At 39.6% G+C, this 15,227-nt stretch carries 13 protein-coding genes and 1 riboswitch; of the genes, 3 read left to right on the plus strand and 10 right to left on the minus strand.

The annotated features are described in order from the left end of the window. Window positions 1-21: 21 nt before the first annotated feature. The 4 genes from ACZOVS_RS02210 to ACZOVS_RS02225 are packed head-to-tail and all read right to left on the minus strand — an operon-like array spanning window position 22 to window position 5,194. A complete protein-coding gene (locus ACZOVS_RS02210) occupies window positions 22-1,101 on the minus strand; it encodes a YncE family protein (protein ID WP_483995602.1) in 1,080 nt (359 codons plus the stop codon). Between the two features lie 16 nt (window positions 1,102-1,117). Then, window positions 1,118-3,040 (minus strand): TonB-dependent receptor plug domain-containing protein, encoded by a 1,923-nt coding sequence (locus ACZOVS_RS02215; protein WP_483995603.1) that lies wholly within the window; start codon window positions 3,038-3,040, stop codon window positions 1,118-1,120. Next, window positions 3,037-4,008 (minus strand): T9SS type A sorting domain-containing protein, encoded by a 972-nt coding sequence (locus tag ACZOVS_RS02220; protein WP_483995604.1) that lies wholly within the window; start codon window positions 4,006-4,008, stop codon window positions 3,037-3,039. Before ACZOVS_RS02220 ends, ACZOVS_RS02215 begins: the two co-directional genes overlap by 4 nt. Before the next feature lies 1 nt (window position 4,009). Next, window positions 4,010-5,194 carry a T9SS type A sorting domain-containing protein gene (locus ACZOVS_RS02225; RefSeq protein ID WP_483995605.1) on the minus strand — a complete coding sequence of 395 codons (1,185 nt, stop codon included), beginning with the start codon at window positions 5,192-5,194 and terminating at the stop codon, window positions 4,010-4,012. A 100-nt stretch (window positions 5,195-5,294) separates the two neighbouring features. Beyond that, a riboswitch (cobalamin riboswitch) is annotated at window positions 5,295-5,479 on the minus strand. A 155-nt stretch (window positions 5,480-5,634) separates the two neighbouring features. Here ACZOVS_RS02225 and ACZOVS_RS02230 point away from each other — a divergent pair. Next, on the plus strand, window positions 5,635-5,934 hold the full coding sequence (locus ACZOVS_RS02230) for a hypothetical protein (protein WP_483995606.1): 300 nt from the start codon (window positions 5,635-5,637) through the stop codon (window positions 5,932-5,934). On the opposite strand, the gene ACZOVS_RS02235 is transcribed toward ACZOVS_RS02230, so the two are convergent. From ACZOVS_RS02235 to ACZOVS_RS02260, 6 genes are all read right to left on the minus strand, one after another. After that, complete coding sequence (locus ACZOVS_RS02235; RefSeq protein ID WP_483995607.1) at window positions 5,935-6,663, minus strand: toxin-antitoxin system YwqK family antitoxin; 729 nt, start codon at window positions 6,661-6,663, stop codon at window positions 5,935-5,937. Window positions 6,664-6,682: 19 nt separating this feature from the next. Next, window positions 6,683-8,959: a bifunctional dihydroorotate dehydrogenase B NAD binding subunit/NADPH-dependent glutamate synthase gene (locus ACZOVS_RS02240; RefSeq protein ID WP_483995608.1), complete on the minus strand. Its 2,277-nt coding sequence runs from the start codon at window positions 8,957-8,959 to the stop codon at window positions 6,683-6,685. Between the two features lie 167 nt (window positions 8,960-9,126). Further along, window positions 9,127-9,603 (minus strand): NADH-quinone oxidoreductase subunit NuoE, encoded by a 477-nt coding sequence (gene nuoE / locus ACZOVS_RS02245; RefSeq protein WP_483995609.1) that lies wholly within the window; start codon window positions 9,601-9,603, stop codon window positions 9,127-9,129. A gap of 41 nt (window positions 9,604-9,644) precedes the next feature. Next, the gene (locus ACZOVS_RS02250) at window positions 9,645-11,411 is read right to left on the minus strand and encodes an NADH-dependent [FeFe] hydrogenase, group A6 (protein WP_483995610.1); all 1,767 of its coding nucleotides are present in this window, start codon (window positions 11,409-11,411) and stop codon (window positions 9,645-9,647) included. Window positions 11,412-11,431: 20 nt separating this feature from the next. Continuing rightward, the gene (locus ACZOVS_RS02255; RefSeq protein ID WP_483995611.1) at window positions 11,432-13,225 is read right to left on the minus strand and encodes an NADH-ubiquinone oxidoreductase-F iron-sulfur binding region domain-containing protein; all 1,794 of its coding nucleotides are present in this window, start codon (window positions 13,223-13,225) and stop codon (window positions 11,432-11,434) included. A gap of 23 nt (window positions 13,226-13,248) precedes the next feature. Continuing rightward, window positions 13,249-13,641 (minus strand): (2Fe-2S) ferredoxin domain-containing protein, encoded by a 393-nt coding sequence (locus ACZOVS_RS02260; RefSeq protein WP_483995612.1) that lies wholly within the window; start codon window positions 13,639-13,641, stop codon window positions 13,249-13,251. Between the two features lie 444 nt (window positions 13,642-14,085). Between ACZOVS_RS02260 and ACZOVS_RS02265 the strand changes: the two genes are divergently transcribed. Both ACZOVS_RS02265 and ACZOVS_RS02270 read left to right on the plus strand, forming a co-directional pair. Then, window positions 14,086-14,421, plus strand: a complete 336-nt coding sequence (locus ACZOVS_RS02265; RefSeq protein ID WP_483995613.1) for a DRTGG domain-containing protein — start codon at window positions 14,086-14,088, stop codon at window positions 14,419-14,421. 26 nt (window positions 14,422-14,447) lie between these two features. Beyond that, window positions 14,448-15,224 carry a PHP domain-containing protein gene (locus ACZOVS_RS02270; protein WP_483995614.1) on the plus strand — a complete coding sequence of 259 codons (777 nt, stop codon included), beginning with the start codon at window positions 14,448-14,450 and terminating at the stop codon, window positions 15,222-15,224. Window positions 15,225-15,227 lie beyond the last annotated feature (3 nt).

Consider the following 15,227-nt stretch of genomic DNA (forward strand, 5'->3'; position numbering starts at 1 on the left):
CAATACTCTGAAAATACCACATTAATAATTGAACAGCATATAGTTAGGTATAATACCTGCAGTAAAAGAAGTTATCAAATTACCATCGGAAGTATAACGGAACACCTCGCCATTCTGTGTATAATTTTTTACATCAATAACATATATGTCACCGTTTTCAGGAGATACTGCCACATTATAGAAATTACGTGAGCCGGCTGTGATAAAAGGTGTATCCGGCAATGTCTTGTCATTTATTGACATACTGTACAAATCCAATGTGCCATAACCTCCATTCAAGAAATAGAGTATATTTCCCGTATTGTCGATAGCCAATGAAGAAGGGTAATACTGAGTATCGAACATGAATATATCAACTACAGAACAGGTTGCCGGGTCAATACGATACAGGGCTGGTTCTTTTTCTCCGGAATAACCACCGCTACACAACACCCATAACATTCCGGCAGAATCGAGGACCATGCTATTGGGCTCTTTCGACACCTTAATGTCAGCAATATAAGAATCAGAGGCAATATCTATTACCTGAACCGTTTCATTGGAAGTTTCCGGCAGATAGTAATTAGACCAGTTACACACGAACAACTTATCTCCTATACGTATCATTCTGTCCGTAGTATTGCCGGTTTCCACAAAACCAGTCACTTTCATTTCATTTATATCGACCACCCACAAACCGGTACGTTCGAGGTCAGAGATGTAAGCCTTACCGTCTCCAACCGGAATCATAAAACGAGGTGAGTTCAGATTATCCAACTTTGCCTGATATTTCACAGTTTTCGCATCGACTTTATACACATAGCCACTGTTGTTCACCACAATAAAAAGGCTATTGTCATGAAGGCACAACGATTGAGCAATATCACCAATTGGAGCCATATTAGCCTTGTAAAAAATATTATTTCCTACAGTATCGGCAACATTATCATAAAATGTCAACGAAGAGTTGGCATAAGTAAATGTACCTTCATTCAACACAAATACTCCTTTCCCAATCTCATTGTTATAAATTGGAGTGTCAATAGTTTTTTTATTACATGAAGTCAACAATGCCGAAAATATCAGCAATGCAATACAAATATTTACAAAAATCTTTTTCATATTATCTAAATTTAAATTATAATTTATATCCTATCATTACTTCCCAACTTATACCAGGCATAGCTCGCCACAGAACAGCCTGATAATCGACGTTAGTAAAATTATTAAGACGTGCTTCTATGTTAAATTTACAAATCTGTTTTCCAAAACTGAGATGGTGCAACATATAAGGGTCCAACTGAAAAGCGAAAAACTCATCATCATTCATGGAAGTATTACGTCTGCCGGTAAACTCCATAGTATATGAAACATTCCATGTTTTCCAACGAGCTGACAAAAAAGCATTGGCATGATGTTTTGGTATATATATCAATTGTTTCCCTTTCGTATTCTGCAATTCTGCCATTCCACTCATATCAGATGTACTGCTATATACATAATTACCTGACAATGAGAGGTTCAAGTCCTTAAATGAATAATTAAGACCAAAATGGAGCTCTAAACCGTATGCAAGTACCTCAGATACATTTTCAGGTATCCAGTAACGATAAGTTGTTGGTACCCATTGTATCCAATCATTAACCATTGAATAATAAATACCAAGCTGCGACTCTATTTTCAATCTTTTAATTTCTTTCTGATATTTCAGATTAAAATCCCATGTTTTACCATTTTCCGGTTCAAGTTCCGGATTACCACCCGGAGTCCAGTATAAATCATTAAGGCTCGGATTCCTATAGTTGTGACTATAACCCACATTAGCAGAAAGATTCTTGATATTATTGAAAGTATAGGAAAGCGTTGCAGTAGGGAAAAGACCGACATTTTTACCATCGACGACATCGTCACGTAAAGTGAACCGCAAATCGACATTGGCAAACAAGTTACCATCGACGGCTGCATAAAAAGACAGCATATCGCGCTTTTTCCTGCTGTCGTAACTATCAGCCTCAACATTTTCGTTGTCCCATTGTATCTTGGCATTAACAGTCCAATTCGGTGACAGATATTGTTCTACATCTACCATATTAAAAAATGAGAGAGCGTCATTATCAGTATCAACGGTAGTCACAGGATCTCCTCCGGAAGTATAGGACTGCAGAAAATAATGTTGCTGTTCGAAAAAGCACGCCGTTTTCAACATCAAACGTCCGGTAGTCCAATAATACTTATAAGAAATGAAATTGCGTGAAAAGACATTTTCATTATATTCCTTAGTATTGTCATTGTTGACATTGGGCATTATCTGAGGTTGGTTTCTGTAACTCCACTGATTCCATGACACTACTGACAACAGAGAATTTTTAAATTTGAACTCTGCTTCCGGCATGACACCATAATCAACAAAGTCGGCATTTTTTTGTCTCATAATCTGATGAGGAATAAGAGCCACATTATTATATTCAAAATCATTGTCTGATGAATTACGATATGCTTTTACCCTAACAAAACATTTTTCGGCAGAATATCCCAATGTCAGATAAGAACCGATAGAATTAAAACTGCCATAACTTTGTTTAAGATCCAATATCAAGCCATCACCATAATGTCCGTTATTTTCTATTTTGACTACGCCACCGAGACCTCCGCTATTTGAAGAAGTACTGCTCCCCCACTGCAAAGCTATATTGTCAGTCATGAAAACAGGTATGGTACTAAAATCGACCTGTCCCAAAGAAGGAGTATTAAGTCTGAAACCATTCCACAACACGAGGGTATGACTTGGCGTAGTACCTCTGAATGAAGCCGTGGCAAGACCTCCGGGACCATAAGTCTTAATGAAAACAGGACTATGCTGTATTAAAAGCTGTGACATGGAGACGGTATTAAGCCGTTTTATCAATGAAGGATCCATAGAACGTTCCATAGAAGCCTCAGCTGTCTTTTTCAATGGAGAATCCACAACTTCCACTGTCTGAAGTACTATGGTATCCTGCGCCTTTGCCATAAAAACAAACAGCATCAACGACAAAACGACAAAACACCTTTTTAACATCATTTCTTAATCATTTTTTTATTGACAATATGACCATCAATAATCAAACGAATGACATAACAACCGGGATGCAAATCTGCAGTTGCAACTCGTGTTACACCGGAAGACAAAGATTTTTGTATTACGATCTGACCCATAATATCATACACGGCACAATCGGCATTTCCTGAAATATCAAACACGATAAAATCATGGAACGGATTAGGATAAACCATTCTGTCGGCAACATTAATATCTGTCAGGGCATTATGCAACACATCGTGTATCACACCTACTGCATCGGCATCGAATCCCGAAGAAAAAAACGGCGTTGGCCATGGGTCATTAACAATATTGCCATTGGAATCATAAGTAGCATATTGAGGGTCGATAGAGCCTACCACATCGATTATGCGCACATAACGCACATTATTTTTGTCGAGCAAAGGAGAATCCTCAACATCGTCAAGGTCAAAAGGAGTGCCATACAAGGCTCTGTATTTGCCGGCGAAGTTATGTATCAAAGCAGCATCAATATTACCATAGCCATCAATTTGAGTATCAGTCTGTGTCAATGACACTGCCGGGAATCTGAAATAATTGATTCCATCAGAGCTAACCTCTACGAAAGCAAGTTCAAGGAAATCATCGTCGAAAGAGTTCTCGAAGACGGCAAAATCGGGTCCCGGTGCATTACAAACAGGAGAATCGAAAGAAAACACCGCCATGCCACCGTCGCCAAGGCTCACAACATTGTTGTCAGCCTTTCCACAACCGGCAGCATCTTCGCCATAGGAAGCATATCCAAGTGAAGGATTGCCGAGCTGTTGCAAACCGCGTTCTATCACACATGAAGTCGCCCAACCTACAAAAACAGAAGAATCGCAATGTATGGCAGTACTGCCGTCCTGTCCTGCCGGCGGTGCATACTGACCAAGAGACAGCATGGGAAGGACGGTCAATACAAAACAAAATAATATGATTTTTTTCATCTTACCTTACCATAAGTTTATACATTCTACTGACGCCACCGCCATTCACACTTATTACATACAACCCTGGAACAAGATCACTAACAGACAATGTGATTTCTTCAACACCATTGACATAAACTTTTCTACTATCATAAATCCTACCCTGAATGTCAAGGATTGATACATTCAAAATTTCATTTTCAGCAGTAAGAGACAATTTACAGACATCCGATGCAGGATTTGGAAACATTGACAATACATACTGCTTATTATCAGCCACATCATTATACTGTGTCACCGGAGTCACTGTCTGCGTCCAAACATAAACCCAGTTACCGAGGTCAGTAGCACATGACTCATCGCCCCATTTGATATAATCACCATCCACAACAGGCTGTTCAGTAAAAGAATACATTGACATAGTACCATTCAGTAAATAAAGCCAGTATTGTCCGTAAAGTGACAAATTATAGTGTTCATCGGAATATGTCAAATTAGTGAGAAAACCTGCAGATTCCTGATAGGCGAAGCGGGCATCCTCAGCAGCGACAGCATCCATCACATCTTTAACTACTACACTTTCTCCATCAAAACGGTAGCCCCAGGCCAAAGCCACATTGGGATTGTTCCAATTTACGATGAAGATGACTTCGTTATCTCCCTCTCCTATCCAATAAAGTATGTCTTCGGCAGCAATAGTGGCATCATCGGCAAGAGGATATACCGGAGCGACATCTTTAGTCCAGACAAAATTCCATTCACCCACAACAGTAGAACAAGACTCGTCGCCCCATTTGACATAATCACCGTCGGATACCATTTCAGTATCATAATAATTCATTGCCATTGTACCATTCACAAGGTAAAGCCAATACTGACCGCTAAGTGAGAGATCGAGAGTTCCATTGTTAAAGGTCAGATTTTGAACCATAACACCATCAGCCTGATAGGTAAAACGTTCATCGGCAGCTGCAATATCATCCATAATAGTTTTTACAGTCACCATTTCATCTGAAAAACGGTAGCCCCAAGCCAAAGCAGTATCAGGGTCATTCCAATTAACGATAAAGACCACCTCATTATCGCCATCACCTATCCAAAAACGGATCTCATCCGGTGAGATAGAAGCATCTTGTTGAGCATAAAGGTGCAACATCGGGAACATCATTCCCAAAAGAAAAAACAAAATAATTTTTTTTAACATAACTGTTTAGTTTTAAGGTTTAAAAATAATTTCCTCAAAACTTTTAGGATAAAACCATCGAAAGTCAAACTTTTTCGACACGCTTTTGTCCCGAAAGCTTTGTTGTCAATGACAGATGGCAGGTCTTCTGACTTACTTCCAACTGAGACCGCCTTCCCGTGTATTTTGGGACACACAGTGACATAATAGTCTCAGCTACAAAAGATCACAGCAGCGGGAACTGTCCGGGATTCACACCCGATTCCCTATTAAGTCCTATCGGACACCACTTATCGTCTGCAAAAATACATTAAATTGTCACATCAATAATAAATCGTAAAAATATTTTTATTAACACAAGTTGTTAATATTTTATATTTCAAAAAAAATAAAAAATTTCGTTACGACATAAAATAATTGTAATTTTACGACGTAAAATCTTTGAAGAAAAAAATTGAAATATGGCAAAATTCAGCACCTACATAATTATAGCAATATCATTATGCATCATAGTCGGGATATCCTCATGCGCCTCGAAAAGCAGTTATCCGTTTTCCATAACATATAACAAGAGCTACACTCACGAAAGGGCATCATCTCCTACAATACGCCCAGTAGAGCCCAAGAACGAAAATGCAATAAGTAACTTCAGTGTAAAACCGAAGAGAAACAAATATATGGGTCAAAAAGCCACTGCCAAAAAAAAGAAGAATAGCAACACTATCAGCAGTATTCGTCATAAAACATTAGGACAACAATAATCAAAGTCTTTTCTCACCTTTTTTATATTCTTTCATACTGCCGGAGAGAGAGCCTTTTTTATAGTTGGCTTCTGTTTTTACACTTCCATCCTCATAAAACTCATAAGCCATACCATTTTGCACATTGTTAGAGAACATCTTGCGTGATTTCACAGTACCGTTATCATAATAAGTCTCTTGCAGTCCTTCAAAAAGTCCGTCCTTATAATTATAAGCAGCATATTTCGAGCCTTGTTCTCTATCAGCATAATTGTACCATATCGTAAGACCATCGCGCAAGCCATTTTTGTAATTAGACTCTTCCTGAATCGGGCCTCTGTCGTAACAAATAACAGAAGGTCCATGTAAAACTCCATTAAGATACGAAAATGATTTTGCGAGGCGGCCACCTTTATACCATTGATAATAAACCCCATTCATCTCTCCGTCCTTATATTCGATTTTTTTCAACAGAGATGCCTGTTTGTCAAACTCAAGAAACAATCCATCTTTTTTACCATTTTTAAATTGAATGATAAAATGAGGCACTTCCGTTTTAGAATAGGTCTCAACCCAGGTACCATTCTTCTTACCATTCAACACTTCACCTTCAATGGTGATATCACTACTATCATCAAGATATTTACCATCAGGTTTACCGGCAACATCGACATATTCAATACGTTGGGCAAACATTGAAATACAAGACAATACAAAAGTGAAAGTAAAAAACAATTTTCTGCAATTCATAATAACAAGTCTTTAAATATTACACATTCAATGATTTAACATATTCATCAATAGCATGGGCAGCTTTTTTACCGGCGCCCATAGCAAGTATTACAGTTGCGGCACCACTTACGGCGTCACCGCCGGCAAAAATGCCTTTGCGAGATGTGGCACCTGTTGCTTCATTGGCAATGATACAATTATGTTTATCGACATCAAGACCTTTTGTAGTAGATGATATCAACGGGTTAGGTGAAGTACCAAGAGACATTATCACCATATCGACATCCATGACAAATTCCGAGCCAGGTATTTCAACAGGTCTGCGACGTCCGGAAGCATCAGGTTCACCAAGTTCCATTTTGACACATCTCATTCCATTGACCCAACCATTCTCATCTCCCAATATTTCCACCGGGTTGGTAAGAAGATGGAAAACTATGCCTTCTTCCTTAGCATGATGCACCTCTTCCACACGAGCCGGCAACTCTTTCTCTGAACGGCGATATACTATGAACACTTCCGAACCAAGACGCAAGGCGGTACGTGCCGCATCCATAGCCACATTGCCACCACCTACGACAGCCACACGTTTTCCGACATAGTTAGGGGTGTCATATCCTTCCTTATAAGAAAACAGAAGATTGTTACGTGTAAGGAACTCATTGGCAGACACCACTCCGCAGTAGTTTTCACCCTTGATATTCATAAACTTAGGCAGTCCGGCACCAGAACCCACAAAAACGGCATCAAAGCCTTCCTTATCCAACAAGTCATCTATTGACAAAGTACGACCAATAATGACATCACGCTCGAATTTAGCACCAAGTTTCTCCACATTATTTATCTCATGACGCACCACTGTATGTTTCGGCAGACGGAATGAAGGGATTCCATACACGAGAACGCCGCCGCACTCATGAAGAGCCTCAAACACAGTAACGTCATATCCCATAGTCAGCAATTCTTTGGCACAAGTTATTCCGGAAGGGCCACTCCCAACGACAGCTACTTTATGACCATTTTTTGCCATAGGTTTGGCAAGTTCGAGATTATTTTCACGAGACCAGTCTCCAATAAAACGTTCCAATTTACCAATGGCAATAGGTTCATATTTCTTACCCATGACACAATTACCCTCACATTGAGACTCTTGAGGGCAGACACGACCACAAACGGCCGGTAATGCCGAGTCTTTATCTATTACTATGGCAGCCTTCTCAAAATCACCTTCCTGTATATATTTTATAAATTGAGGTATGTTGATATTCACCGGACAGCCATCCACACAGGCCGGCTTTCTGCATTGAAGACAACGCTGAGCCTCAACAACAGCCTCGTCCATAGAATAACCTAGACATACTTCATTGAAATTATGTCTTCTCTCTTCGGGAGATTGTTCTCTTACAGGCACTCTATAACGTTTATCGCGAACCTCTTCAGCTATACCACCGATATGACAAATATGGCCTTCATCCATCTCTTCTTTTTCAAGAATCTTACGTCCCTTCACATTGTTATACATAGCCTGACGTTTCATAGCGAGGTCGAAATCAACCTTAGAACCGTCAAATTCCGGACCATCCACACAGGTAAACTTCATCTCACCACCAACCATGACACGACACGCGCCACACATTCCTGTACCATCAACCATCAGCGAGTTAAGACTCACAGTACATTTTATACCGAGACGCATTGCCATCATTGTTACAAATTTCATCATTATCATCGGACCTATTGCCACTATCTCATCATAATGTTTACCTCTGTCAATAAGAGTCTGCAAAGTATCGGTAACAAGCCCTTTATACTCCGATGTACCATCGTCGGTAGTAACATAAAGATTTGATATCGACGATAATTCATCAACATAAACCAACAAGTTTTTCGTTTTGGCTCCAATAATGACATCTGCTTTTACACCATGTTTATAAAGCCATTTAACTTGAGGATAAATAGGAGCTATGCCGACGCCACCTCCAATAAACACGAATTTTTTATTATGTCTTTCCTCGTCAGTCATGCTGATAAATTCGGAAGGACGACCAAGAGGACCGACGACATCAGCAAAGACATCCCCAATATCATATTGTGACATTTCTTGTGTAGATTTACCGATGACCTTATAAACTATTTTAACAGTACCTTTTTCAGCGTCATTATCACTAATAGTCAATGGAATACGTTCAGAACCTTCTTTCATTCTTATAATAAGGAACTGTCCGGGAAGAGCAGATGATGCAATACGAGGGACATAAAGTTCCATCATAAACGTATCTTTGTCCAATGCTTTTTTATCGACGATTTTAAACATAAAATTTTATTTTATTTTAAGATTCAAAGAAAATACAAAATTACAAAAAAAGTATTCGTCATAAAAATTATGTTACAAAAAATAACATATATAAATAGGTACATCAAAAAACAGAAAAACAAAAAGGCCGTCTCTCGACAGCCTTATATACAAGTTCACGATGTCAATCAATTATATTCTGCTATAACTTCCTTAACTTTATCAGGTGTCATACGACCATAGACCTTATCACCTATCGTCAAGACCGGAGCCAGACCGCAAGCACCGACACAACGCAAACAGTTCAATGAGAATTTTCCATCCTCTGTTGTGCCGCCCACCTGAATATTAAGTAAACGTTTGAACTCATCGAGTACTTTTTCTGCACCACGCACATAACATGCTGTACCAAGACAGATAGAAATCGGATAACGACCTTTTGGTGTCATGGTAAAGAAAGAATAGAACGAGACAATACCATAAACCTTTGATATAGGAATATTAAGTTCATTAGCAATTACTTCCTGAACTTCTGCAGAAAGGTATCCATATTCGCCCTGTACTTTGTGAAGCACATTGATAACTTCGCCTGGTTTATTGCCGAAAGATTTGCAAACGTCCTTAATGAAGTTCACCTTGGATTCTGATAATTTTATTACTGCCATAATATTAATTTTTCTATTTTTTACTTAGTTAACAAAACATATTATTCGGCAATCTCCACATAGTCTGACTTGTCGAAATAATGAGTATGCAACAACTCATGAGATTTATGTCCGCAAGGTTCCCCGAGGTATTCAGCATAAAGTTTCTGTATCGAAGGATTCTCGTGAGATTTACGGATAGTTTTGTTGGCATCTTCGCGATATATAGCATCATAACGTTTTTTCAGTATGCTGCTATTTCCATGATGATAAGGTTGACCGGCACCACCTATGCAGCCTCCGGGGCAAGCCATAACTTCAATAGCATGGAATTGTTCCTTACCTTCACGTATTCTTTCAAGAAGTATCCTTGCATTTTTAAGACCATTAGCAATACCGATATGTATAGGAGTACCATTAAAATCGACCCAGGCTTCACGAATACCTTCAAGACCACGAAGTTCTGTAAAATCGACTTTCTCCAATTTTTTACCTGTAAAAAACTCATAAGCTGTACGTGTTGCAGCTTCAATAACACCTCCGGTTGCACCGAAAATAACTGCAGCACCTGTCGATTCGCCAAGCGGATCATCGTAATCTTCACAAGACATGTCCTTGATATCGAGATTGAATTGTTTGATAAGACGCGCCAATTCTCGTGTTGAGAGTACATAATCCACATCCGGATTCCCGTTGACACTGAACTCTTCACGTTTACATTCAAATTTCTTGGCGAGACAAGGCATTATAGACACCACTATCAAATCTTCACGGTTGATACCCATTTTCTCAGCCCAATAACTCTTTGCTATAGCGCCAAACATTTGCTGAGGTGATTTTGCCGTTGAAGGTACATCGAGCATATCAGGGAAATTATGCTCAAAGAAATTAATCCAACCGGGACAACATGACGTCAAGATAGGCAGACGAACAGACTTGTCACCTTGCATAAACTTGGAGATACGGCCTAAGAGTTCCGTACCTTCTTCCATGATTGTCAAGTCGGCTGCAAAATCTGTATCGAAGACATAGTCAAATCCGAGGCGACGCAATACAGCAGCGAGTTGACCTGTCACAATGGTACCTGGTTCCAAGCCGAACTCTTCGCCTATAGCAACACGTACTGCAGGAGCTGTTTGTACGATGACGGTTTTTTTAGGATTATTGATGGCAGCCATAACATTACGGGTATCATCCACCTCGCTGAGAGCGCCCACAGGACATACCTGTACGCACTGACCGCACATTGTACATGGAGAATCCACCATATCCTGTTCAAAAGCCGTTGCCACCACAGCCTGGAAGCCACGATTCACTGCCGACAAAGCACCGACACTCTGAATGTTGTTACATATATTCTCGCAACGACGGCACATTATACATTTGTCAACGTCACGAATGATAGAAGGTGACATATCCATACGATACGTCGATTGTTCACCTTTGAAAGGAATCTCTCGGATACCGAGGTTTTGAGCCAATTTCTGCAACTCGCATTGTCCTGACTTAGCGCAAGTAAGACAGTCTGTCGGGTGGTCAGAAAGGATAAGTTCCACTACAGTACGGCGAGCATTGATAACACGTTGCGAGTGTGTAAATACCACCATTCCTTCCATACAGTCGGTAGCACATGCCGGAGCGAGGTTTCTTCTTCCTGCGACTTCAACGACGCAAACACGGCAACCACCAGGTTTGTTCTCAAAATTCATTCCTGCCAATTCAAAATAACACAAGGTAGGAATATGAATACCGGCCTGACGGGCAGCTTTCAATATCGTTGTGCCTTCTGCAACTTCTACCGGTTTATTGTCTATAGTTAATTTTACCATTTTAATGTTCCTTTCTAAGATTATTTCACAGAGATTGCACCAAATTTACATTTTTCATAGCAAGCACCACACTTGATACACTTCAAGTTATCAATATAATGTGCCATCTTCTTCTCACCCGAGATAGCATTTTGAGGACATACGCGAGCACAAGCACCGCAACCGATACATTTGACAGGATCTATTTCATAATGCATCAATTGTTTACAAACGCCGGCACGACACTTCTTGTCAACGACATGTTCGACGTATTCATCCCAGAAGTTATCCAATGTTGACAATACAGGATTCGGAGATGTCTGACCGAGCCCGCACAAAGCTGTATCTTTAATAACGGTTGCAAGGTTACGCAACTCTTCAAGGTCATGCATTGTACCATTACCCTTGGTAATCTTGTCAAGGATTTCGAGCATTCTCTTGTTGCCGATACGACATGGCGAGCATTTACCACAGCTCTCTTCGCAAGTAAATTCAAGATAGAACTTAGCAATAGCTACCATACAAGATGTTTCGTCCATGACCACCATACCGCCAGAACCCATCATGGAGCCGGCAGCCACGAGGTTGTCATAATCAATAGCTGTATCCAAATGTTTAGCTGTCAAGCAGCCTCCTGAAGGACCACCTGTCTGTACTGCCTTGAACTCGCGTCCGTTCTTGATACCGCCACCAATTTCATATATGATGTCACGCAAAGTGATACCCATAGGGACCTCAATGAGACCGACATTATTGATTTGTCCTGCCAAAGCAAATACTTTAGTTCCTTTTGATTTCTCCGAACCTATCTTTGAGAACCATTCAGCACCTTTTGTGATAATAATTGGAATATTTGCAAATGTTTCGACGTTGTTAACGTTGGTAGGTTTTCCGAGGTAGCCAGACACAGCTGGGAACGGTGGCTTGAAAGTAGGCTCGCCACGTTGGCCTTCCATAGAATGAATAAGAGCAGTCTCTTCACCGCACACGAAAGCGCCGGCACCATATCGCAATTCTATATCAAATTCGAAGTCTGTTCCAAGGATACCCTGACCTAACAAGCCGTATTCACGTGCCTGTGTTATTGCCACCTGTAAACGATGTATGGCTAGAGGATATTCGGCACGTATATACACGAGACCTTTGGTTGCACCTATCGCATAACCGCATATTGCCATAGCTTCTATTACAGAATGCGGGTCGCCTTCCATAATGGAACGATCCATAAATGCACCCGGGTCACCTTCATCAGCATTACATACCACATATTTCTGGTCTGCCTTATTTTTTGCACAAAGCCCCCATTTCACACCTGTCGGGAAACCGGCCCCGCCACGACCACGAAGTCCTGACCTTGTAACCTCATCGACAACCTGTTCAGGCGTCATTTCTGTCAATACCTTACCCAAAGCCTCATAACCGCCACGTGAGATACATTCATCAATGTCCTCAGGATTGATAAAGCCGCAGTTACGCAAAGCGATACGAAGCTGTTTCTTGTAAAATCCCATGTGTTTGGAGTCAGAAACATGCTGTTTGTTTTCAGGGTCGAGATAGAGTAAATCCGTAACTTTACGTCCTTTGATGATATGTTCTTCAACGATTTTCCTCACATCCGAAGGTTTTACCTGAGTATAAAATGTATTATCAGGCAACATTTTTACTATAGGTCCCTTTTCACAAAAACCGAAGCAACCTGTTCTAATGACTTGTACTTCATTTTCAAGACCTTTTTCCTTTAATATGGCATTGAAATTATTGATAATTTCATCGCCTGCAGATGCTTTACAACCGGTACCGCCGCAGCAAAGCACGTGCGTTTTGATTTTTGTCATATAAAGTCCTCCTATTTATTCAATTAATCGATAGTTTCATAGTTAACCGGAATAATTCCCTCGACCAACTCATTGTTCATGATGTATTTTTCGAGAATCTCATCAGCCCTTTTGTTGTCAACATGACCAAAAACAATAGGGTCTTTGCCGGGAACCTTAACTTCTATCGTAGGTTCTGCATGACAATAACCCATACATCCTGTTTGTGTGAAAACAATACGAAGTTTCAACTCGTCCGCTTTTTCCATCATGTGCTCCATAACTTGCTTTGCACCGGATGCAATACCGCATGTAGCCATAGCGACTTTGATCTGGACCAATGATTCCGGATCATCACTCTTTTCGCGAAGGTCCAGATTCGACTGAAGCTTCTCTCTCATAGCTTTCAGTTCTGCCAAAGATTTTACTTTTGCCATTTTCTTAATATTATGTTAATGAATGATTTAAGTTATAATTCAAATTATTCTTTACATTTCGTAAAGAAAAGGCAAATATACAATTTCTTTTTTTATTTACAAAAAATTGCCAATAATTTTTTGTTAAATTTCATCATTTTTCTTCACTTTTTTATCTTCATCCTCAACTCCCATCAACAGACATAAAAAACATTATTATTATACAATTATTTTTAATACTTATTCAATTATTTAATCATCAAATATTTTTCTTTATATTCAGAACATATAACAAACATTCCGCTTTTCTTGACGAAATTAACAACAATTGCAAAAACACTTTAAATCAATTATTTCAATCTTTCTTTTCTTAATTTTCTATTACAGTTATAAAAAAGTACAACAAAAACTTGATTTATATGCATTTCTTTGATAAATTTGCACTTTAAACAAAACCATTCAATCATGAAAGTTAAAGAATTAGTTGAAAAATTAGGGCTTAAAATTCTTTCCGGGAAAAACGGCTTGGAACGCGAAATTGACGGTTGCTACATTTCCGACCTTCTAAGTGATGTCATGGGCAATGCCGATGCCGGGAATATTTGGATCACACTCCAAACACATAAAAACGTCATGGCTGTAGCTTCATTAAAAGAATTGTCTTGCATCATATTAGTCAAGAATCTTGAAGCCAATGAAGACACCTTAAAACAGAGTAACGAAGAAGAAATACCCATACTTCAAACAAGTATGACAACATACGAAATAGCAGGACGAGTATATAATTTATTAAACAATTAATTAATAATACGACACAAGTGCCGGCAATGGAACTGAAAAAATATCGTGCCGATCTGCATCTTCACACTGTACTTTCACCGTGCGGAGACATCTATATGTCTCCTTCCGCCATTGTTGAGCAAGCCAAGAAACTGCACCTCGACGCGATAGCAATAACAGACCATAATACGACAAGACAAGTCAAAGTCACACGGCAACTTGGAATCGAAAACGGTCTATTAGTCATTGGAGGAGTTGAAATTACAACAATGGAAGAAGCACATGCCCTTGCGTATTTTGAAACAGACGAGCAATTAGATGCTTTTCAGGAATTTTTAGACGCACATCTACCTCATATTCCCAATGATGAAGAACGTTTTGGTTATCAACTTATTGTAGATAAAGATGAAGAAGTCGTAGGTGAAGAGGCATGCTTGTTGCTAACCGCCCTGGATGCCGGTTTAGATGAATTATACGACAAGGTCCATGAAATAGGAGGACTGTTTGTTCCTGCGCATGTCAACAAACCTGCTTACAGTCTTATGAGTCAGCTCGGATTTGTTCCACCGGACATCAAAGCTGATGCCCTCGAGATATCGAAACATGTCAGAAAAGAAGATTTTCTCAAGAAATTTGCATATCTGAAACGGTTCAGTTTCATCAAAAGTTCCGATGCTCATTTCATTCATATCATAGGAGAAGTACACAGTATTTTAAACATGTATGACCTCACTTTCGATGAGTTTCGACGCACACTCAAAGGAGAAGACGGCAGATTTGTGGAAACAGAACCAAAAGAGAAGCTACAACTTCTGTATGGATAATAT

The sequence above is a fragment of the Candidatus Limimorpha avicola genome (assembly GCF_056978975.1).

Excerpts from the sequence above, each read along its gene's own strand:
- ACZOVS_RS02255 (WP_483995611.1), bottom strand. The coding sequence starts at position 13,225 with ATGACAAAAATCAAAACGCACGTGCTTTGCTGCGGCGGTACCGGTTGT.
- ACZOVS_RS02265 (WP_483995613.1), top strand. The coding sequence starts at position 14,086 with ATGAAAGTTAAAGAATTAGTTGAAAAATTAGGGCTTAAAATTCTTTCC.
- ACZOVS_RS02215 (WP_483995603.1), bottom strand. The coding sequence starts at position 3,040 with ATGATGTTAAAAAGGTGTTTTGTCGTTTTGTCGTTGATGCTGTTTGTT.
- ACZOVS_RS02240 (WP_483995608.1), bottom strand. The coding sequence starts at position 8,959 with ATGTTTAAAATCGTCGATAAAAAAGCATTGGACAAAGATACGTTTATG.
- ACZOVS_RS02225 (WP_483995605.1), bottom strand. The coding sequence starts at position 5,194 with ATGTTAAAAAAAATTATTTTGTTTTTTCTTTTGGGAATGATGTTCCCG.
- ACZOVS_RS02250 (WP_483995610.1), bottom strand. The coding sequence starts at position 11,411 with ATGGTAAAATTAACTATAGACAATAAACCGGTAGAAGTTGCAGAAGGC.
- ACZOVS_RS02260 (WP_483995612.1), bottom strand. The coding sequence starts at position 13,641 with ATGGCAAAAGTAAAATCTTTGGCAGAACTGAAAGCTATGAGAGAGAAG.
- ACZOVS_RS02270 (WP_483995614.1), top strand. The coding sequence starts at position 14,448 with ATGGAACTGAAAAAATATCGTGCCGATCTGCATCTTCACACTGTACTT.
- ACZOVS_RS02210 (WP_483995602.1), bottom strand. The coding sequence starts at position 1,101 with ATGAAAAAGATTTTTGTAAATATTTGTATTGCATTGCTGATATTTTCG.
- ACZOVS_RS02230 (WP_483995606.1), top strand. The coding sequence starts at position 5,635 with ATGGCAAAATTCAGCACCTACATAATTATAGCAATATCATTATGCATC.
- ACZOVS_RS02220 (WP_483995604.1), bottom strand. The coding sequence starts at position 4,008 with ATGAAAAAAATCATATTATTTTGTTTTGTATTGACCGTCCTTCCCATG.
- nuoE (WP_483995609.1), bottom strand. The coding sequence starts at position 9,603 with ATGGCAGTAATAAAATTATCAGAATCCAAGGTGAACTTCATTAAGGAC.
- ACZOVS_RS02235 (WP_483995607.1), bottom strand. The coding sequence starts at position 6,663 with ATGAATTGCAGAAAATTGTTTTTTACTTTCACTTTTGTATTGTCTTGT.